Genomic DNA, 19,680 nt, shown 5'->3' on the forward strand with positions numbered 1-19,680 from the left:
TTGGTCTTGCCCCAGATCACCGCGCCGGCGTCACGGGCGTGGGCGACGACGACAGCGTCCACGGCCTGGCGACGGCGCAGATGTTCGAGGCCCGAGGACGCCGGCATGCCGGCCACGTCCAGGGTGTCCTTGATGGTCATCGGCAGGCCGGCTAGTACGCCCAGATGCTCGCCGCGTCCCCGAAGGTCGTCGATGGCGGCGGCGCGGGCCAGGGCGCGTTCCAGGTCGACGGCGACCACCGCATTGAGTTGGGCGTGGGTCTGCTCGTGGCGGGCGAGGGCGGACTTCAGCAGTTCGACGGCGCTGACCTGCCGCGAGGCCAGCGCCGCGAGCTGGGCGGTGGCGTCGAGCTCAACCAGGTCGCGGCGCGGCATTCAGGTTGCGCCCTTGAACCCTAGGACATCCATCATGTCGTAGGCGCCGGGCGTGCGGCCGGCGACCCAGCGCGCGGCTTCGACGGCTCCGCGGGCGAACAGGCCGCGGTCCATGGCCCGGTGGGACAGGGTCAGCAGCTCGTCCTCGGCGGCGAAGATGACGCTGTGGTCGCCGACGACGCCGCCGCCGCGCAGCACCGAGAAGCCGATGTCGCCGGTCCGTCGCGCGCCGGTGATCCCGTCGCGACCGCGCACGGCCACGTCCGACAGCGCCTGGCCGCGCCCCTGCGCCGCCGCTTCGCCCAGCATCAGCGCGGTGCCGGACGGCGCGTCGACCTTGCGGCGGTGGTGGGCCTCGTAGACCTCGATGTCATAGGCGTCGGCCGGCAGGGCGCGGGCGGCCTGGGCGACCAAGCCTAGCAAGGTGTTGACGCCCAGGGAGAAGTTCCCGGCGCGCACGATGGCGACGTTCTGCGCGGCCTGGGTGATGGCGGCGATCTGCGCCTCGTCGAAGCCGGTTGATCCGATCACCAGCGCCGGCCCGCCCCGCGCGGCGCTGAGCTGGGCGAGGGCGGCCGAGGCCGCAGGCGTGCTGAAGTCGATGACCACGTCACAACCGCCCACCGCAGCGTCGATCGGCGTCAGGCCGTCCTGGGGCGCCTCTGGGCGGTCGAACCGGGCGACGAGCTGCAGTCCGTCGCGGGTTTCGACAGCCGCCGCCGTCGCACGGCCCATGCGGCCGAGCGCGCCCGCGACGGCGATGCGGATGGGATCGGACAGGGCGACCTCCTGAAAGGGCGAGCTTACGCGGCCGGGCCGCAAGGGAAACGCAAGTCTGGCGATGCGCGCCCTGCGGTCAACGCCGAAGCCCATAGCGTCGTGAAATAATAAATCCCTACGCGCGACGCGGGTTTTGTTCCCCTCGAGAGGGCTCTATAGCTTGGCGCTCCCTTTATCGATTGCCGAAGCAGGATACGCCGCCTTGATCAGCGACGCCGAGAAACGCACATTCACCGACGAGGAAGCGCTCGCCTTCCACCGCTATCCGACGCCAGGCAAGATCTCGATCTCGCCGACCAAGCCGATGGCGACCCAGCGCGACCTCTCGCTGGCCTATTCGCCGGGCGTCGCGGTGCCGGTTCTGGCGATCGCCGAGGACCCTGACAAGGCTTACGACTACACCTCCAAGGGCAACCTGGTGGCGGTGATCTCCAACGGCACGGCGATCCTCGGCCTGGGCAACCTGGGCGCGCTGGCCTCAAAGCCGGTGATGGAAGGCAAGAGCGTCCTTTTCAAGCGCTTCGCCGACGTGGATTCGATCGACATCGAGGTCTCGGCCACCGATCCCGACGAGATCATCACGGTGGTCAAGAACATCGGCGTGACCTTCGGCGGCATCAATCTCGAGGACATCAAGAGCCCAGAATGCTTCCGCATCGAGACCGAGGTGCAGGAGCTGCTCGACATCCCGGTGTTCCATGACGACCAGCACGGCACGGCGATCATCTCGGCGGCCGGCCTGATCAACGCCTGCAAGATCACCGGGCGCAGCATGAAGGACGTCAAGGTCGTGCTGAACGGCCCGGGCGCCGCCGGCATCGCTACGCTGGAGCTGATCAAGGCGATGGGCGTGCAGCACGCCAACGTCATCGCCGTCGACCGCAAGGGCGTTCTCTACCGCGGCCGCGCTGAGGACATGAACCAGTGGAAGTCGGCCCACGCCATCGACACCGACAGGCGCACCCTGGCCGAGGCGCTGGTGGGCGCCGACGTGTTCATCGGCCTGTCGGTGAAGGGCGCGCTGACCGCCGACCTGGTGAAGGCGATGGCGCCACGGCCGATCATCTTCGCCATGGCCAACCCCGACCCTGAGATCACGCCCGAAGAAGTTTATTCCGTGCGGCCCGACGCCATCGTGGCCACGGGACGCAGCGACTACGCCAACCAGATCAATAACGTGCTGGGCTTCCCCTACATCTTCCGCGGCGCGCTGGACGTGCGCGCGCGGCGGGTGAACATGGAGATGAAGATCGCCTGCGCCAACGCGCTGGCCATGCTGGCGCGCGAGGACGTCCCCGACGAGGTCGCCGCCGCCTATCATGGCCGCCAGCTCAAGTTCGGGCCGGAATACATCATCCCGACGCCGTTCGATCCCAGGCTGATCTGGTACATCCCGCCGTTCGTCGCCGAAGCCGCGATGAAGACCGGCGTGGCGCGCCGGCCGATCGAGGACATGGAAGTCTACCGCGCTTCGCTGGCTCAGCGCCTGGACCCCACCGCGGCGTTCCTGCAGCGGCTGCAGGGGGCCGTGCTGTCGGGTCCGAACCGCCGTCGCGTGGTGTTCGCGGAGGGCGAAGAGCTGAGCGTGATCCGCGCCGCCTACGCTTTCCAGACGGCCGGCCTGGGCCAGGCCGTGCTGGTGGGCCGCGAGGAACTGGTGCACGAGAACATGCTGCGCGCCGGCCTGCAGCCTGGCGAGGCGCCGCTGGAGATCATCAACGCGCGGCTGTCCGACCGGAATCCCGAATACGTCGAGTACCTGTATTCGCGCCTGCAGCGGAAAGGCTACCTGCAGCGCGACGTGCAGCGGCTGGTCAACCAGGACCGCAACTCCTTCGCCGCCTGCATGGTGGCGTTGGGCCACGCCGACGGCATGGTCACCGGCGTCACCCGCAGCTTCGACCAGGTGCTGGAGGAAGTGTTGCGGGTCGTCGATCCCGCCCCCGGCGGACGGGTGATGGGCATGACCACGGTGCTGGCCAAGGGCCGCACCCTGTTCATCGCCGACACCAACGTCACCGAGATGCCCGAGGCGGAGGACTTGGTGGAGATCGCCCGCGAGGCCGCCCGCGCCGTGCGCGCCCTGGGCTACGACCCGCGCGTCGCCTTCCTGTCCTATTCGGCGTTCGGCAACCCCATGGGCCAACGCTCGCAGAAGGTGCGCGAGGCGGTGGCGATCCTGGACGGCATGGACCTCGACTTCGAGTACGAGGGCGAGATGCCGCCTTCGCTGGCGCTCGATCCGACGCGACGGGTCAACTACCCGTTCATGCGCCTGACCGGGCCGGCGAACGTGCTGATCATGCCGGCGATCCACTCGGCCTCGATCTCCACCCAGTTGGTGGAATCGCTGGGCGAGGCGACGGTGATCGGGCCGATCCTGCTGGGCCTGTCCAAGTCGATCCAGATCTGCCCGCTGTCGGCCTCGGTGTCGCGCATCCTGCAGATGGCGACACTGGCCGCCTACCGGCAGGCGGGCGCCGAAACCACGGCCGCCGTCGCCGCCTGACAGCGCCCGACGACCGGCCCGCACCCGGCGCATGGAGCGCGTGATGACCGCCGGCTTCAGCCTGGGCGTTGATTTCGGCACGACCAACACCGTGCTCGCCATGGCGACGCCGGGGGAGGCCGCGAGGCTGGTCGCCTTCCCCGCGCCGGACGGCGAGACCACGGCGTTCCGCTCCACGCTGAGCTTCCATGCGCCAGCCGATCGCCCCCGCGACCGCACGGTCGAGGCGGGTCCCTGGGCGGTGGAGGCCTATGCCGAGGACCCGCTGGAGACCCGGTTCATCCAGTCGTTCAAGACCTTCGCCGCCAGCGAGGCGTTCAGCGAAACGCGGATCCTTGAGCGGCGCTACAAGTTCGAGGATCTGTTGAGCGTGTTCCTGGCGCGGCTGCGGGCTCACGCCGGGTCCGCCATGGCCCAGGCGCCGGCGAGGGTGATCGTCGGCCGGCCGGTGACGTTCGCCGGCGCTGCGCCCAACCCGGCGCTGGCGCTCGAACGATACGAGGAGGCGTTCCGGCGGCAGGGCTTCACCGAGATGCTCTACGCCTACGAGCCCGTGGGCGCGGCGTTCTTCTTCGCCCGCGGCCTGACCGAGGACGCGACGGTGCTGGTCGGCGACTTCGGCGGCGGCACGAGCGACTTCTCGATCATCCGCTTCGAGCGCGTGGGAAACGCGATGCAGGCGACGCCGCTGGGCCGTTCCGGGGTCGGCGTAGCCGGCGACGCTTTCGACTACCGGATCATCGACCGCCTGGTTTCGCCTCAGCTCGGCAAGGGGTCGAGCTACAGGGCGTTCGAAAAGATACTGCCGATCCCCAACCGCTACTACGCGGCGTTCGCCCGCTGGGACCAGCTGGCGCTGATGCGCGCCTCGCGCGACATGCGCGAGATCCGCGGCCTGGTGCGCGACGCCGTCGAGCCGGAGAAGCTGTCGCGCCTGGTCGAGGTGCTGGACGACAACCTGGGCTATCCGCTGTACCGCGCCGTCACCCGGCTGAAGGAGGCGTTGTCGGTCGACGAGGTGGTCACCTTCAGCTTCGTGGCCGGCAGCATCGAGATCGCCCGCGACGTCGAGCGCACGGAATTCGAGGCATGGATCGCGCCGGAGCTCGCGCTGATCGAGGGCGCTGTCGATGCGGCGATGGCCGACGCCGGCCTGGGGGCCGATCAGATCGACCGGGTGTTCCTCACCGGCGGCTCGTCGCTGGCGCCGGCGGTGCGACAGGTCTTCCATCGCCGTTTCGCCGCCGAGCGGATCGAGTCGGGCGGCGAGCTTGAATCGATCGCCTCGGGCCTGGCCCTCATGGGCCTGGAGCGCGACGTGGGCCGCTGGACCATGCGGGCTCCCACAGCCGCTCATCCCGGCGAAAGCCGGGAGCCAAGCTGACCTGCGATTGGTCCGCTGACGGCCCGCTAGGGCCCCGGCTTTCGCCGGGGTGAGCGGAGTTGGGCTGAGCGCCCTACTTCGCCGGTTTGCGCAGGGTGGGGCTTTCGACGTCGAGCTGGTCGATGGGGATGACCTCCAGATTAGCGGCGCGGGTCTTCAGCTCGGCCTCGAAGGCCTTGGCGTCACCGACGACGATGACGCTCGCCTTGTCGGGCGCCAGGACGCGCGCGGCGAAGGTCTGCACCTGGGCGGCGTCAATCGCCTCGACCTTGCCGGTGTAGGCGCCGATCTCGCCCAGCGGCACGCCGTTGAGCGCCAGTTCGCCGAGGATGTCGGCGAGGCCGCCGGTGGTGGCGAGCTGGCGCCCGAACCCGCCGATCAGCACTGACTTGCGCGCCTTCAGCTCTTCAGGCCCCGCGGGCTGGGTCGCCAGGCGGTCCAGCTCTGCGCGGATCAGGTCCAGCACCTGGGCCGCGGACTCGTTCTTGGTCTGGGCGCGGGCGGCGAACACGCCGGTGGTGCGCCGGGCCGAGAGGGCCGAGCCGGCGCCATAGCTGAGGCCGCGCTTGATGCGGATCTCCTGGTTCAGGCGCGCGGAATAGCCGCCGCCCAGCACCGCGTTGGCGACCAGGCCCGGATAGTAGGCCGGATCGTCCCGGGCGATGGCGGGGCCGGTCACCGTCACCGCCGCCTGGCCCGTGCCCGGCATGTCGACCGCCACGGCGCGGGGCCTGGCGTCGGCCTTGACGTTCGGCTGGTCGGGCAGGCGCGAGGCCGGCTTCTCCCAACCGCCAAACACCTGCGAGGCGAGGGCGAAGCCGTCCTCGGCGGTGATGTCGCCGGTCAGCACCATCACGGCGTTGTCGGGCCGGAAGTAGGTGGCGTGCAGCTTGACCAAGTCGTCGGTCTGGATGCGGGCGATCGAGGCCGGCGCGCCGGTGGCGGGGTGGCCGAACGGCGTTCCGCCGAACACGACGGGCGCGGCGACGAATGCGGCCACCGATCCCGGCTCCTGGTAGGCGACCTGCAGGCCGTCCAGCGCGAGCTGGCGCTGGCGTTCCAGTTCCTCCGGCGCGAAGGCCGGGTTGCGGGCGACGTCAGCCATGATCGCCATGGCCGGGGCCAGCTTGTCCGGGGTGACGTTCAGGGTGACGGAGGTGGAATCCGACGCGGCCCCCGCGCCGAGCGTCGCGCCAAGGGCCTCGATTTCGCGGGCCACCTCGCGGGCGCTGCGGGTCTTGGTGCCTTCGCTGAGCATGTCGGCGGTGAGGCCGGCCGCGCCGGCGAGGCCGGTCGGGTCGGCCCAGGCGCCGGTCCTGACGGTCAGATCGGCGGTGACCAGCGGCAGGTCGCTGGAGCGGGCGACGATCACCCGCAGGCCGTTCGGCAAGGTGCGTTCCGCGGGCGTCGGCAAGGTGGGGGCGATAGGGTCGGCGATCGGCGGCGGCGGCTCGCGGGCGGCTTCCGGCGCCAAGGCGACCACCGGGCCGGTGTATTTGACGGAGGCGACCTTGCGGGCGGGGGGCGTCGCCGGCGCCTTGGCCGAGCGCTCGGACTCCGGACGGTAGCGGATGGTCATGCGGCGGTTGTCGGCCAGATACTTGACCGCCACCCGCTGGACGTCGGCGCCGGTGACCGCCTGCAGGTCGGCGAGCGCGGTGTTGGCGCGGGCGGCGTCACCCTCGACCTGCAGGGCATAGCCGAGCGCGAAGCCGCGGCCTTCCAGGGTTTCGCGTTCACGCAGGGTGCTGGCGATCAGTTCGTTCTTCGCCTCTTCCAGTTCCTCCGGCGTGGGGGCTGCGTCGCGCAGCTTTGCGACCTGGGCCAGCAAGGCGGTCTCGCCCTCGGCCAGGGTGTGGCCGCTGGCCATCACCGCGCCGACCACCACCATGCCCGGCTGCTGCGGCAGGTCGGCGTTGGAGTAGATCTGGGCGGCGATCTGCTTGTCGTAGACCAGCGCGTCGTAGAGCCGGGACGACTTGCCGGCCGAGAGGATGGCGTCCAACACCTTCAGCGCCGGGGCGTCGGCGTCGGCCGCGCGGGCGCCAAGCCAGGTGATCGCCACGGCCGGCAGCGGCACGTTGGGGCCGTAGCCGTCATAGACGCCGGGACCTTTGCGCGCGGGCTCCACCGCAGTCACCCGGCGGACGGGCGCGGCGGGCTTCTTGAGGGCGGCGTAGTATTTGTCGACCCAGGCGGCGAGCTCCGCCTCGTCGAAGTTGCCGACCACGATCAGGGCGGCGTTGTCGGGGCGGTAGTAGGCCTGGTGGAAGGCGCGCACGTCGTCGAGGGTGGCGGCATCCAGCTCCTCGATGGAGCCGATGCCGGGCCGGCGATATGGATGCTTGGCGTAGGTCGCCTGGGGCAGCATCAGCGCGAACAGCCGGCCGTAGGGATCGGCCAGCACCCGCTGGCGCAGCTCCTCCTTCACCACGTCGCGTTCGGATTTGAAGTTGGCCTCATCGACCACCAGCGAGCCCATGCGCTGGCTCTCGACCCACAGCAGGCGCTGCAGATGGTTGGCCGGGACCACTTCGTAGTAGTTGGTGAAATCGTCCCAGGTGGAGGCGTTGTTGATGCCGCCGACGTCCTCGGTGAAACGGTCGATGCTCTCGGCCGGCATGTCCTTGGTCGCCTTGAACATCATGTGCTCGAACAGGTGGGCGAAGCCCGAGCGGCCGTTCGGATCATCCTTGGACCCGACGCCGTACCAGACCTGGACGCTGACGTTGGGCGTCGAGCGATCGAGGGAGGTGAAAACCTTCAGCCCGTTGGCGAGCGTGCGTTCCTTGTAGACGATCGGCGGCACCTGGACGCCTTGAGCAGCAGCTACGGTCGGGACGACGAGGGCGAGCGTCAACGACAGGCAGGCGGCGCGAAGGGCGTTGCGGAACATGCGGGCTTCCGATGCGAGGAGGAGGCCTCACCCTTAGAGCAGATCGCTCGCGAGTTGAATCTCAGGTGTGAACTCAGCCGTCGCCCGGCATGGCGCCGCCCCAGTCGACGTGGCGGACGGCGCGGTGGGCGCCCTTGTCGCGGCGGGGCACGAAGCGCTGCTCGACGTCGCCGGCTGTGCAGAGTTTCAGCTCGACGCCGGGCTTGAGGTGGCGGGGGCGGGCGAGAACGCGGGGGCTGCGCGTGGCGAGGCGCACCGTCGGCCGGGCGGCGACGACATAGGCGAACTTCTCATCCTCGAACGGGGCCTCGGCGCCCTTGGCCAGGCGATGGGCGCGGCTTCGCGGCAGGCGCTGGACGAAGTGGCACCAGTCGGGTTCGACCATCGGGCAAGCGTCGTCGTGCGGGCAGGGCGCGGCGATGGTCGCGCCGGCGGCGATCAGGCTCGCGCGGGCGGCGCGGATGCGCTCGAAGCCCTGCGGTGTTCCTGGCTCGACAAGGACCAGCACGCCTTCGCAGGCGGCCCAAAGGGCGGTGACCACCTGGGCTTGGTCGTCCGCACTCAACTCGGCCAGGGCGTAGCTCGCCACCACAAGATCGGCCTTCGGGAATGGGTCGGCTGAGAGCAGGTCGCGCCGCGTGATCTCTGCGGCTTGCAGCACCGGCGATCCAGCCCCGGCGAGGCGGCGCGCCAGGGCCAGGAACGGCGGGCTCGCGTCGATCATCCGGATCTCGTCGAGGCTCGGCCAGCGCTCGAGCGCCGCCCAGCTCGCGCCGCCGGGTCCGGCGCCGGCGTCCAGCAGACGCCGGGGCGCGAAGTCGGGCGTCATGGCGTGGCCTTGCGCGAAAGCCGCCGCGCACGCCGCGTAGGTCGCCGGCGCGCGGGCGAGCGCATAGGCCAGCGCGTCCTCGCCGCCGGCGATCGCCTTGGCCGAGGTGTCGCCGCGGCGGTAGCGTTCGGAGACCTGGGTTGCGCGCTCGTTCAGGACGCGGCCGGAGACGCCGTCCAGCTCGCGCGCAATGGCCTCGCTCAGGGCGGCGGGAAGTTCGGCGTTCACGCCACCGGCTCAGTCCTTGGCCCGGTTGGCCACCAGGTCGTCGACCACCGAGGGGTCGGCCAGCGTCGAGGTGTCGCCGAGGTTGGACAGGTCGCCCTCGGCGATCTTGCGCAGGATGCGGCGCATGATCTTGCCCGACCGGGTCTTGGGCAGGCCGGGCGCGAACTGGATGGCGTCTGGGGCGGCGAAGGGGCCGATCTCGCGGCGAACCCAGCCCTTCAGTTCGGCCTCAAGGATGTCGGTGGGCTTCACGTCGCTGTTCAAGGTGACGAAGCAGTAGATCGCCTGACCCTTCACGTCGTGCGGGCGGCCGACCACGGCGGCCTCGGCCACGTCCTGATGTTCGACCAGGGCGCTCTCGATCTCGGCGGTGCCCAGGCGGTGGCCGGAGACGTTGATCACGTCGTCGACCCGGCCGGTGATCCAGTAGTCCCCGTCCTCGTCGCGGCGGCAGCCGTCGCCGGTGAAGTACTTGCCCGGATAGGTGGCGAAGTAGGTGGCGATGAACCGGTCGTGGTCGCCGTAGACCGTGCGCATCTGTCCGGGCCAGGAGTCGGTGAAGCAGAGGTTGCCGCTGACCGCGCCCTCCAGAACCTTGCCGTCGGCGTCGACCAACTGAGCCTTGATCCCCGGCAGCGGTCGTGTGGCGGAGCCGGGCTTCAACGCCGTTGCGCCCGGCAGCGGCGAGATCAGCGCGCCGCCGGTCTCCGTCTGCCAGTAGGTGTCGACGATCGGACAGCGGCCCTCGCCGACCACCCGATGGTACCAGAGCCAGGCCTCGGGATTGATCGGCTCGCCGACGCTGCCCAGCAACCGGAGCGAGGCGCGCGAGGTGCGCTTCACCGGCTCCTCGCCGTCGCGCATCAGGGCGCGGATGGCGGTGGGGGCGGTGTAGAAGATCTCCACCTTGTGCTTGTCGATGACCTCCCAGAACCGCGAGTTGGTCGGGTAGGTGGGCACGCCCTCGAACATCACCGTGGTCGCCGCGTTGGCCAGGGGCCCGTAGACCACATAGGTGTGGCCGGTCACCCAGCCGATGTCGGCGGTGCACCAGAACACCTCGCCCGGCCGATAGTCGAACACCGCCTCGTGGGTGTAGGCGGCCCAGGCGAGATAGCCGCCGGTGGTGTGCAGCACGCCCTTGGGCTTACCCGTCGAGCCTGAGGTGTAGAGGATGAACAGCGGGTCCTCGGCGTTCATCGGCTCGGGCTCGCAGGTATCGGCGACGGTCGCCTTGAGGTCCGAATAGTAGGCGTCGCGACCCTCCACCATCGGCACGTCGGCGCGGGTGCGGCGCACGACGATGACGTCGGTGACGCCCGGGCACTCCTTCAACGCCTCGTCGACATTGGCCTTCAGCGGCACGGGCTTGCCGGCGCGCAGGCCTTCGTCGGCGGTGATGACGATGCGGGAGTCGCAATCCTGGATGCGTCCGGCCAGGCTGTCGGGGGAGAAGCCGCCGAACACGACCGAGTGCACGGCGCCGATCCGCGCGCAGGCCAGCATGGCGACGGCCGCCTGCGGGATCATCGGCAGGTAGATGGTCACCCGATCGCCCTTGGCCACACCCTTGGCCTTGAGCACGTTGGCCATCCGGCAGACCTCGGCGTGCAGGTCGCCGTAGCTGATCGGATAGTACTCGCCGTCGTCGCCTTCCCAGATGATCGCCGTCTGGTCGCCGCGGGCCTCGAGATGGCGATCCAGGCAGTTGACCGAAACGTTCAGGACGCCATCGGCGTACCAGCGGATGCGGAAGTCCTCGCGGTCGAAGGAGACGTCCTTGATCTGGGTGGGCGGGGTGATCCAGTCGAGGCGGCTGGCGAAGTCGCGCCAGTACCCCTCCGGATCCGCGTCGACGCGCGCGACCGCGGTCTGATAGGCCCGCTGATCGATGAGCGCCCGTTTCGCCCAGGCCTCGGGAACGGGAAAAACCTCGCCATCGCTCACCGCGTCACTCCTCCCGCTGCCGGCCTCGCAGGGCCGGATGCGCGAGTTAGGCGATACCCGACGCGATGCGCAACACCCTGCGCGCTCAGTCGCGCAGCGCGCGCCGCGACCAGCCGGAATAGGTCATCGCCGCCGGCGCCGGCATCTGCGCGAACACGTGGCCGGAGAGGCCTGACGTGCTTTGAAGCTGCAGGCGCAGGCGCGCGCCGGGCGCGGCCTCGGCCGCCGACAACCGGAAGCGCCAGCCCACCGGCGTGTTAGCGGCGCACGGAAAGGCTGCGAGCACATCCGGCCGTTCGGTGGCAGGTAGGATCTCGGCCGCGGGCGCGCCGTCGACGAGGACGCCGATGCGTTCGATCCGCTGTCCCGGCGTGCGCTCGATCGCCCAGCCGGCGAATTCTGCCTCGCCGGTGGGCAACAGGGTGATGGTTTCGAGTCCGCCCATCGGCGTGCTGGCGAGCACGAGACGCTGGAGGTCAACGCCAGGCGTTCCGACCACGTAGAGGTCCTGGTTCTCGTACAGCCCCTTGGGGAAGCGCCGCGAGGCGACACCGGGGGCGACGCGCGCGATCGCGTCGGCGACAAACGCCTCGGTGACGTAGGACATGCCGTAGATATCGGCGTCGAGGCTGCCGCTCTCGCTGGCGCGGAAGTAGCGCAGGCCGGTGGCGTCCATGGATTCGCCGGCCGGCAGCAGCGCCTCGTCGTGGACGCTGAACGCCAGCACGCCGCGGGGCCCCAGGAACCCGTAGAGCTTCGCCAGCCAGTCGTGGAACAGGCCGGCGGGCAGGTGGGAGAACATCGAACCCACGAACACCAGGTCGTGGCCGCCGGCGTGGTCCAGCAGCGCGGGGTCGGGGCTGGAGGCGAAGGCGTTGACGCCGAAGGTCTGCGCCTGCCAGTCCACGGCCTCGGCATAGATGTCGGACACCCAGATGCGATCGCGGGGCAGCTTCTGGATGAGGATGCGGGTCAGGCGACCGTAGCCGGAGGCGAAGTCGAGCACCGAATTCAGCCGCTCGAACCCGCCGAACACGCCGCGCACGATCTGATCGTAGGCGTCGAAGTGGCGCAGCGTCGCCTCGGTGAACTTGAAGGCGCCGATGTTGCGGTCGAACTCGTAGTTGGGCAGCAGCGCCTTGAAGGTCATCTCGTCGGCCGCCGGCACCGGGGTGCAGAACACCGCCGGATCGAGGCCGTACTGGGCCAGCGCCTCGTCGATGAAGCCGCGGTAGGCGGGATCCAGGTGGTCGAAGTCCAAGTCCTGAAGGTCCGAATCCGCCATCACCGCTCCGCTCGCCAGGGCTGTGCGGCCCGCGTCCACCGCAGCACTAGCGCCGCCCGGCAGGCGTGAGAAGCGCCTGGCGCCCGCCCAGCGCCGCGGCGATCACCACGACGCAAAGTACATTGGACGGGAAGATGTAGCGGGCGTCGGCCGCGGCGGCGATGAACAGGTGGCTGCCGGCGTAGGCCAGCGCGCTCAAGGTGAGCAGGCCCATCGGCAGGGCGCGCGCGTCGCGGCGCAGGGCCAGCCAGAGGGCCGCCGCGACCGCGCCGAGATAGAGCCACACCGGCCGACGGAGCGGATCGTTGGCCGATTGGGAGATCGCCACCGCCGCGCGCTGCGCCTGCTCGGGATTGGCGAGCACAAAGCCGAAGCGGTTGGGGTCGATCCCGCCATGCGTCGCATAGAACAGGCCGCCCGGCGCGGCGCCCATCTGCTCGGTGAACACGGCCCAGCGGTGCCTCAGGTAGCAGCCGGGATGGGCGGCCACCGCGCGACGCCAGGCGGCGTCGACCTGGTCGGCGTCGCCAGGTTTGACGATCGAGGCGACGCCGGGCCTGTCGGCGAGGCTGACGTTGAGGTGGCGCGGATCGTAGTGGCGGCGGATGGCGGCGAGGGAGACCGGCCCCTTGGCGATCATCTCGGGGGTGAGGAAGCTCTCGCCGCACAGCGCCGAGACGCCGATCAGGTCGAAGCTCTGGATCGTCCGCACCCCGGCGTTGAACGGCAGCGGCTTCAGGTCCGGCAGGCGATGACTGAAGCTGACCAGGGCGATCGCAAAGGCGACCAGGGCTACGGTCGCGACAATGATCCGGTGCTTGGCCGTGCTGCGCGCGCCCAGCGGAAAGGCCAGCAGCAGCAGCATCTCCGGCCCGATCAGGAACACCGAGTTGTAGCGCAGGGCGAAACAGGCCGCGTAGGCGAGGATTGCGGCGAGCGCCCAGCCGATGCGCCGGCCGCGCGCGCTGGCCAACTGCAAGGCGGCGCCGGCCAGCATGAAGCCCGCCACCGGCACTGCGTTCCACAGCACGACCATCGTGCCCAGCAGCGGCGGAACCGCGATGAAGGCGGCCATGAACAGCACCAGCGCCAGCAGCCTGCGCACCGCCGATCCCGCCGCGAGCCGCATCGTCAGGTATCCGCCGAAGCCGAACACCATCGCCGTCTGCGCCAGGAACAGGGCGCCGTAGTCGCCGCCCAGCGCGCGGGTGACCTGGATCAGGTAAGCGTAGGCCGGCGGCCAGGTGCTGCGGGTGACGCCCTCGATCGCTTCTTCGTAGAACAGCAGGCTGTCGAACGACATGAAGCCCGGCGCGAAGATGGCGTGAAGCTGATAGGCGGCCGCGCCGATGCAGAGCGCGAGCGCCAGCCATTCGACGACGCCCAGCCGGCGGCCGGCCTGCTCCGCCGCGCTCAAACCCGATGTCGCCGCCATGCCCGCATCGTTCTCGAATCCGTGCCTGGGTGAGGCTTGGGCCAAGGACGCGGTCACGACAACGCCATATGCGCCGCAACACGCTTAACCCGGCGCGCGGGCGCCTCTAGACTCATCCGCATGGCGCTCAAATCTTCCCCACCGCGCGGACCGCGCCTGTTGCTGGCCGTAGCGATTTCTCTGAGCCTGGCGGCCTGCGGCGGCGCGGTGAAGAAGGATGCGGCCGGGGACGTGCGGGCCTTCCTGCAGGCCGCGGAGAAGGACGACGCCAAGGCGCTGGAGGCGCATCTCGACCGCAAAGCGTTGCGCGCCGATCTGAAGACCCAATTGCTGGAATCGCCCGACGTTCGCGCGCTTCACGCCCAGTTGGGCGATGTGGGCGACGTGGCGGTGGACCGGATGATCGCGCCGCAGGCGCTGGCGCTGGCGCGGGGCGGCCCGCTGCTGTCGCTGTCGGGCGACAGCCGTCAGGCCGATGTCGCCCGCGCTCTGAAGAAGCTGGACAGCGGCAGGGTGTGCCTGCTCGATCCGGGCGTGCGCGACCTCTGCTTGCTGACGTTCGCCAAGCGCGGCAAGGCATGGAAGCTGGTGGCGCTGCACGCCGCCGACCTGGGCGTGCAGCTTGCCGATCCATCGATCACGCCGGCCAATGTGGCGCCGGTGGAAGACGCCGCGGACTAGAGCGCCTCAGCCCGCCGGTTGCTTGACCGTCCGGAGGTACGGCTTGTGCTCGGTCCAGCCGCCGGGAAACAGGTCCTTGGCCTGATCGTCGGTGACCGAGGTGACGATGATCACGTCCTCGCCTTGACGCCAGTTGGCCGGGGTGGCGACCTTGTGCTTGTCGGTGAGCTGCAGGGAATCGATCACCCGCAGCAGTTCATCGAAGTTGCGCCCCGTGGACGCCGGATAGGTGAGCGTCAGACGCACCTTGTGGGCCGGGTCGATGATGAACACCGAGCGCACGGTCATGGTGTCGGACGCGTTCGGATGGATCATGCCGTAGAGGTCGGCGACCTTGCGGTCGTGGTCGGCGATCAGCGGGAAGTTCAGCTTCGCGCCTTGCGTCTCCTCGATGTCCTTCGACCAGCCGGCGTGGCTGGCGGCGGCGTCCACCGACAAGCCGATGACCTTGGCGTTACGCTTCTCGAATTCCGGCTTGAGCTTGGCCACTACGCCCAGTTCGGTGGTGCAGACCGGGGTGAAGTCCTTGGGGTGCGAAAACAGCACGACCCACGAGTCTCCCGCCCAGTCGTAGAAATGGATCGGCCCCTCGGTGGAATCCTGGGTGAAGTCCGGGGCGACGTCGTTCAGTTGCAGAGCCATGTCTGGCCTCCTTCGCGCGATTGGTCTTACCGGCCCGCTGCGAACGTAATATGCCGGAGGCCGAATTTCACCGTCCGAAGGACGCGCGCACGATGCTTTTGCACCTTTCCACCTGGCCGGAGATCGAAAGCTATCTGGGACGGTCCAAGGCGGTGGTGATCCCCATCGGCTCCAACGAGCAGCACGGACCCACCGGCCTGCTCGGCACCGACTGGCTGTGCCCCGAGATCATCGCCCACGAGGCGCAGAAGACCGCCGACATGCTTGTGGCGCCCACCTTCAACATCGGCATGGCGCAGCACCATCTGGGCTTCCCCGGCACCATCGCGCTACGGCCCTCGACCTTCATGCTGGCGATCGGCGACTGGTGCCGCTCGCTGGCGCTGCACGGCTTCGAGAAGCTGTATTTCCTCAACGGCCATGGGGGCAATCTGCCGACCATCGAGGCGGCGTTCTCGGAAATCTACGCGGACGCCAGCTACGCGGGGCGCCCGCGGGGCTTCGCGTTACGGGTGGTCAACTGGTGGCAGCTGCGCGGGGTGATGGGCCTGGTGAACCGCCAGTACCCTTCGGGACACGGCAGCCACGCGACGCCGTCGGAGATCGCCATCACCCAGTGGGCCTATCCCGACGCGATCAAGGCCGCGAACTATGCGCCGCAGATCGCGCCAAGCGGGCCGATCCGCGAGGCGATGGACTTCCGCGCCCGCTATGCGGACGGCCGGATGGGTTCGGATCCCGGCCTGGCGACGCCGGAAAAGGGCGGTGAACTGGTCGCCGCCTGCGTGTCCGCGCTGGTCGACGACTTCAACAGCTTCGCAAGCGAAGCGACGCTGGAGCGGCCCTAGAGCCCGCCGGGGACGGCGACTCGCGGCGGGCCTTTTGACTTCGGCCGACCGGCCCAGTCCAGCTCTTCCGGCTTGGTGATCGCGCCAGCGTCCTGGCCCATGTCGATGGCGGCCAGGGTCTCGGCGTCGTCCAGCGGCGAGGCGCCGCCTTGGCCCGAAGCATTGCGCTGGGTCGTGCTGTTGGCGGCCAACACCACCGACTCGGCCGGCGCCGCCATGCTTTCGGGCGCGTCGGCGATGTCGAGCTTCACCTGCGACTTGGCGAGGCCGTCGAGGGTGGCGATCTGCAGGCCGGCCATCTCGCCGCCCGCATAGCCGCCGCTGAACGCCGGCGGCAAACCGCTGCGGCCCGTCCAGCGATAGAAGATGTGCGCGCCGATCGCGCCGATCTTCACCAGGCTCGGGCTCCAGTACGGAGCGACGTAGTTGGCGTGGTAGTGGGTGGCGGTGCCGACTCTGCGCATCACATAGCCGTTCAGCGCCTCGACCGCGACCTGGCGGGCGCGGGACCAGCCGCCCGCGGAGGGCTGGCGGCCGAGCGAACCGTCGCAGGTGAAGCTGAACTGGCAGCCGGTGGTGCGGTTGGATCCCTGGAACACCACGCCGCAGACCGTCTTCGGATAGGCGGGGTGGCGCATGCGGTTGAGCACCACCTGGGCGACCGCGCGCTGGCCGTCGAGGCTCTCGCTGGCGGCTTCATAGTAGACCGCCGCGGTCAGGCAGTCGGTGGCGCGGGATTCGTCGAGCACGGCGCCGGCGTTCAGCTTGAACGGCTTGGCCGAGGCGTTCGGCAGTTCGGCGGCGGGCACGGAAGCGTTGTAGAGGCGTGCGGCGTCAGGGGTCAGCGCCTGGAGGCGGATGACCGAGTCCTCCTGGCTCGCGGCGACGGCTTCGGCCGTGGGGCCGGCGCCGCGCAGGCCGGTCTGATCGATCAGCGAGCCAGCGCGCGGTTCGAACCGGCTGGCCAGCCACAGCATGGCCGGGTCCATCCGTTCGGTGAGGCGGGTGAAACCTTCGCCGGAGACGTCGCCGGCATGGCGCGGCGCGGTCTGTTCGGGCACAGCCGCAAAGGCGATGCTGGCGGTCATCGCGCCGACCACGCACAGCTCCAAGCCGACGAGGTGAATCGCCCGGTCGTGGATGCGCGTTTCCCGCGGGGTGAGCGGGAACACGGTCTTCGGAGTGGAGTCAGGTTGCGATCGCATTCAGCGACGCAATAAGGCCAAAAGGCGGTTAACGCCAGATAAATCTTTAACAGACGGTTAATCTCGCCCCGGCGCCTCATAATGATACAGAGTCGCTAACCAAATTCCTTAAGCAATCTTAAGTTCTGCGAGCGCATTCGGTTGGCTGGTTAACGTGGAATTTCACCGGTCTTCGTCAGAACGACCTGTCTATACACGGCGGAGATTTCGAAATACCGGCCGAACACGCCGTAGAAGCGATCTACAGCCTGTTTTACTCCGGGTCCGCCGATCTCGCTCTCGTCGTGCCAGTAGTCATCGAGGACCACCATCCCGCCGATCGCCAGCATCGCGGCGCAGTATGCCAAGTCCACGCCGACCGCCCAGGCCGTGTGTGAACCATCAACATAGATTAGTTCGAAAGAGTTCCCCGCCTGCAGCATCCGAGGCAGCTCATATGTGGAAAAGCCTTTTCGGACGTCGATTTGCGGGAAGCCCAGCTTCCCCACGTTGCGATGGAAGCGCGGCTCGACGGCGAGGTATTTCTCCTCGGGGTTGAGGGTCTCGTCGAACCACGGGTCGATGACCGTGACGTCGAGTTGGCCCGGCAGCAGCCAGTCCATGAGCGCCAGATTGCGGCCCTCATAGGCGCCGATCTCCAGGTAGCGGATGCGTTCGCGCCCTTGCGCGAACTTGCGCAGCAGCGGGGCGACGTAGGGGATGTTGTTGTCCGCCCATGCGGTGGTGAACTCGAAGCCCTTCGCCTCGCAGTGTGCGGCGAACGCCTGTGCGTCCGCGGCCGTCCGCGACGCCAGCATGGTGCGGGCGAAGTTCGGCGCGAACCGCGCGTTGATCGTGGCGAGCGCGCGCAGGGCGTCGGCCATGGCTTGCTGATCCTCTCGTCGTCCAGGATCCAGGCCTTAGCGAACGCAAGTTAAGGAACGGTCAGGCCCCGCGGTGACGAAGAGCGCGTCAGGCGGTGAACACCTCGCCGTCGCGCACTTCCACCGGCCACGGCACCAGGTGGTCATCCTCGCAGGGGCCGGCGATGCACAGGCCGTCGAAGTTGAACAGCGCGCCGTGGCCGCTGCACAGCAGGTGGCGGCCGTCACGGGTGACATATTGCTCGTAGACGTCGAGCGGCCAGCCCACATGCGGGCACCAGTCCACGAAGCCGGTGACGGTGTCGCCGCGCCGCAGCACGAAACCGTTGAACAACCGCAGGTCCTCGCGGAAGTGGAAGCCCTTGGCCCCCGGATCCTTCAGTTCGTCGACGGCGCACAGCCTCACGCCCGCGGGCGGGCGGGCGGGATTGTCGTCGTTGGCGTCGTCGGTGTTCATGCGACCGATCCCATGTTGGTTCCTCCCCTGCGGCCGCGCTGACGTCGCGCGGTCTTCGCCTATCGTTCCTCGCGCAGCGGCCGTGACAGCAGGCCGCGGATCGCCGCGTCGACATCCAGCTCGCCGGCCAGGATGCCTGCGACCGCTTCGCAGATTGGCGTATCGACGCCGAGCTGGCGAGCCAGTTCGCGCACCGCGGGCGCCGAGGCGACGCCTTCGGCCACCGAGAGCTTGCCGGCGAGGGCCGCCTGCAGGCTCTCGCCGCGGCCCAGCGCCAAGCCGACGCTCATGTTGCGCGACTGCGGGCTGGAGCAGGTCAGCACCAGGTCCCCCAGGCCGCACAGGCCGGCGACGGTGTCGGCCTGACCGCCGAGCGCGACGGCCAATCGGGTCATCTCGGAGAAGCCGCGGGTGATCAGGGCCGCGTGGGCGCTGCGCCCGAGCTCGCGCCCCTCGACGACGCCGCAGGCGATGGCCAGCACGTTCTTCACCGCGCCGCCGGCCTCGGCGCCGATCATGTCGACGGCCAGGTAGGGGCGGAAGGTGGGCGTGGCGATGGCTTCGGCCAGGGCGCGGCCGAGGTCCTCGTCTGCGCAGGCCAGCGTCACGGCGGTGGGCAGGCCGCGGGCCACCTCGCCGGCGAAGCTCGGGCCCGACAGCACCGCGGCGGCGGCTTGAGGCACTGTCTCGGCCAGCACCTGGGTCATCAGTTTCAGCGAACCCTGCTCGACGCCCTTGGCGCACAACACGATCGGCAGGCCGGCGCGGACGTGCGGCGCCAGCGCGGCCAGCGCCGCGCGCAAGTGCTGGGCCGGGGCGACCGCGAGGATCAGGGCGACGTCGGCGAGGGCGGCCATGTCGCCGACGGCGCGGATCGAAGGCTCCAGGGCGATCCCCGGCAGGAAGACGGAATTCTCGCCATGCTCGGCGATGGCGGCGATCACTTCCGGCTCGCGGGCCCAGAGCGTGGTGTCGAGGCCGGCGCGGGCGCAGACTTGAGCCAGGGCCGTGCCCCAGGCCCCCGCGCCGATGACCCCTGCGCGCTTCACGCCTTGGCTCCCTTGCGGCCGGCGACGTGGGTCGGATTGGCCAGCGCCGCGGCGGCGTCCAGCGGCCAGCGCGGGCGGGCCGGCGCATCGAGGGGATCGCTCCAGCCCAGCGCCAGGCGCTCGGCGCCGGCCAGCGCGATCATCGCGGCGTTGTCGGTGCAGTAGGTCAACGGCGGGGCGGTGAAGCTGAAGCCTCGCGCCTGGGCCGCGTCCTCGAGCTTCGCGCGCACGCAGGCGTTGGCGGCGACGCCGCCGGCCACCACCAGGC

The 19,680-nt window shown here is 69.7% G+C and carries 16 protein-coding genes and 1 pseudogene; 4 read left to right on the forward strand and 13 right to left on the reverse strand.

Annotated features, from left to right (window positions below; all coding sequences use genetic code 11):
- The coding region (locus Q8M88_RS02465) for an amidase family protein (RefSeq protein WP_305594664.1) at positions 1–374 on the reverse strand (374 nt) is incomplete at its 3' end.
- Entirely contained in the window at positions 375–1,154 is a 780-nt protein-coding gene (dapB, locus tag Q8M88_RS02470; RefSeq protein ID WP_305594678.1) for a 4-hydroxy-tetrahydrodipicolinate reductase, read from the reverse strand.
- 205 nt (positions 1,155–1,359) lie between these two features.
- Here dapB and Q8M88_RS02475 point away from each other — a divergent pair, with 205 nt between their 5' ends.
- Both Q8M88_RS02475 and Q8M88_RS02480 read left to right on the forward strand, forming a co-directional pair.
- Entirely contained in the window at positions 1,360–3,663 is a 2,304-nt protein-coding gene (locus Q8M88_RS02475) for an NADP-dependent malic enzyme (RefSeq protein ID WP_305594679.1), read from the forward strand.
- 43 nt (positions 3,664–3,706) lie between these two features.
- Positions 3,707–5,047, forward strand: coding sequence for an Hsp70 family protein (locus tag Q8M88_RS02480; RefSeq protein WP_305594665.1), 1,341 nt, complete (start codon positions 3,707–3,709; stop codon positions 5,045–5,047).
- 73 nt (positions 5,048–5,120) lie between these two features.
- Here Q8M88_RS02480 and Q8M88_RS02485 read toward each other — a convergent pair whose 3' ends face one another.
- The 5 genes from Q8M88_RS02485 to Q8M88_RS02505 form a co-directional block, all read right to left on the reverse strand.
- Positions 5,121–7,943: a pitrilysin family protein gene (locus Q8M88_RS02485; protein WP_305594666.1), complete on the reverse strand. Its 2,823-nt coding sequence runs from the start codon at positions 7,941–7,943 to the stop codon at positions 5,121–5,123.
- Positions 7,944–8,016: 73 nt separating this feature from the next.
- Positions 8,017–9,000, reverse strand: a complete 984-nt coding sequence (locus Q8M88_RS02490; RefSeq protein WP_305594667.1) for a small ribosomal subunit Rsm22 family protein — start codon at positions 8,998–9,000, stop codon at positions 8,017–8,019.
- A gap of 9 nt (positions 9,001–9,009) precedes the next feature.
- On the reverse strand, positions 9,010–10,947 hold the full coding sequence (acs, locus tag Q8M88_RS02495; protein ID WP_305594668.1) for an acetate--CoA ligase: 1,938 nt from the start codon (positions 10,945–10,947) through the stop codon (positions 9,010–9,012).
- Between the two features lie 85 nt (positions 10,948–11,032).
- Complete coding sequence (locus tag Q8M88_RS02500) at positions 11,033–12,232, reverse strand: class I SAM-dependent methyltransferase (protein ID WP_305594669.1); 1,200 nt, start codon at positions 12,230–12,232, stop codon at positions 11,033–11,035.
- Between the two features lie 46 nt (positions 12,233–12,278).
- Positions 12,279–13,724, reverse strand: coding sequence for a hypothetical protein (locus tag Q8M88_RS02505; protein WP_305594670.1), 1,446 nt, complete (start codon positions 13,722–13,724; stop codon positions 12,279–12,281).
- 63 nt (positions 13,725–13,787) lie between these two features.
- On the opposite strand from Q8M88_RS02505, the gene Q8M88_RS02510 reads away from it, so the two are divergent.
- Complete coding sequence (locus Q8M88_RS02510; protein WP_305594671.1) at positions 13,788–14,348, forward strand: DUF2939 domain-containing protein; 561 nt, start codon at positions 13,788–13,790, stop codon at positions 14,346–14,348.
- A gap of 6 nt (positions 14,349–14,354) precedes the next feature.
- Here the strand turns inward: Q8M88_RS02510 and Q8M88_RS02515 are convergent, their stop codons facing one another.
- A complete protein-coding gene (locus Q8M88_RS02515) occupies positions 14,355–14,990 on the reverse strand; it encodes a peroxiredoxin (RefSeq protein ID WP_305594672.1) in 636 nt (211 codons plus the stop codon).
- 92 nt (positions 14,991–15,082) lie between these two features.
- On the opposite strand from Q8M88_RS02515, the gene Q8M88_RS02520 reads away from it, so the two are divergent.
- On the forward strand, positions 15,083–15,838 hold the full coding sequence (locus Q8M88_RS02520; protein WP_305594673.1) for a creatininase family protein: 756 nt from the start codon (positions 15,083–15,085) through the stop codon (positions 15,836–15,838).
- Here the strand turns inward: Q8M88_RS02520 and Q8M88_RS02525 are convergent.
- The 5 genes and pseudogenes from Q8M88_RS02525 to Q8M88_RS02545 form a co-directional block, all read right to left on the reverse strand.
- Positions 15,835–17,043 (reverse strand): cell wall hydrolase, encoded by a 1,209-nt coding sequence (locus tag Q8M88_RS02525; protein WP_305594674.1) that lies wholly within the window; start codon positions 17,041–17,043, stop codon positions 15,835–15,837. The two genes, Q8M88_RS02520 and Q8M88_RS02525, sit on opposite strands and share 4 nt — an antisense overlap.
- A gap of 149 nt (positions 17,044–17,192) precedes the next feature.
- Positions 17,193–17,906 (reverse strand): class I SAM-dependent methyltransferase, encoded by a 714-nt coding sequence (locus tag Q8M88_RS02530; RefSeq protein WP_305594675.1) that lies wholly within the window; start codon positions 17,904–17,906, stop codon positions 17,193–17,195.
- Between the two features lie 88 nt (positions 17,907–17,994).
- Positions 17,995–18,363 carry a Rieske 2Fe-2S domain-containing protein gene (locus Q8M88_RS02535; RefSeq protein WP_305594676.1) on the reverse strand — a complete coding sequence of 123 codons (369 nt, stop codon included), beginning with the start codon at positions 18,361–18,363 and terminating at the stop codon, positions 17,995–17,997.
- A gap of 59 nt (positions 18,364–18,422) precedes the next feature.
- Positions 18,423–19,412 (reverse strand): NAD(P)H-dependent glycerol-3-phosphate dehydrogenase, encoded by a 990-nt coding sequence (locus tag Q8M88_RS02540; protein ID WP_305594677.1) that lies wholly within the window; start codon positions 19,410–19,412, stop codon positions 18,423–18,425.
- A pseudogene (locus Q8M88_RS02545) lies at positions 19,409–19,680 on the reverse strand (tRNA (adenosine(37)-N6)-threonylcarbamoyltransferase complex transferase subunit TsaD); the annotation flags it as partial. The gene Q8M88_RS02540 and the pseudogene Q8M88_RS02545, both read right to left, overlap by 4 nt.

This window comes from Phenylobacterium sp., assembly GCF_030693805.1.
GTDB lineage: Bacteria > Pseudomonadota > Alphaproteobacteria > Caulobacterales > Caulobacteraceae > Phenylobacterium.

Coding starts and splice junctions, on each gene's coding strand:
- Q8M88_RS02485 (WP_305594666.1), bottom strand. CDS start 7,943: ATGTTCCGCAACGCCCTTCGCGCCGCCTGCCTGTCGTTGACGCTCGCC.
- Q8M88_RS02515 (WP_305594672.1), bottom strand. CDS start 14,990: ATGGCTCTGCAACTGAACGACGTCGCCCCGGACTTCACCCAGGATTCC.
- Q8M88_RS02510 (WP_305594671.1), top strand. CDS start 13,788: ATGGCGCTCAAATCTTCCCCACCGCGCGGACCGCGCCTGTTGCTGGCC.
- Q8M88_RS02525 (WP_305594674.1), bottom strand. CDS start 17,043: ATGCGATCGCAACCTGACTCCACTCCGAAGACCGTGTTCCCGCTCACC.
- Q8M88_RS02500 (WP_305594669.1), bottom strand. CDS start 12,232: ATGGCGGATTCGGACCTTCAGGACTTGGACTTCGACCACCTGGATCCC.
- Q8M88_RS02480 (WP_305594665.1), top strand. CDS start 3,707: ATGACCGCCGGCTTCAGCCTGGGCGTTGATTTCGGCACGACCAACACC.
- Q8M88_RS02530 (WP_305594675.1), bottom strand. CDS start 17,906: ATGGCCGACGCCCTGCGCGCGCTCGCCACGATCAACGCGCGGTTCGCG.
- Q8M88_RS02520 (WP_305594673.1), top strand. CDS start 15,083: ATGCTTTTGCACCTTTCCACCTGGCCGGAGATCGAAAGCTATCTGGGA.
- Q8M88_RS02535 (WP_305594676.1), bottom strand. CDS start 18,363: ATGAACACCGACGACGCCAACGACGACAATCCCGCCCGCCCGCCCGCG.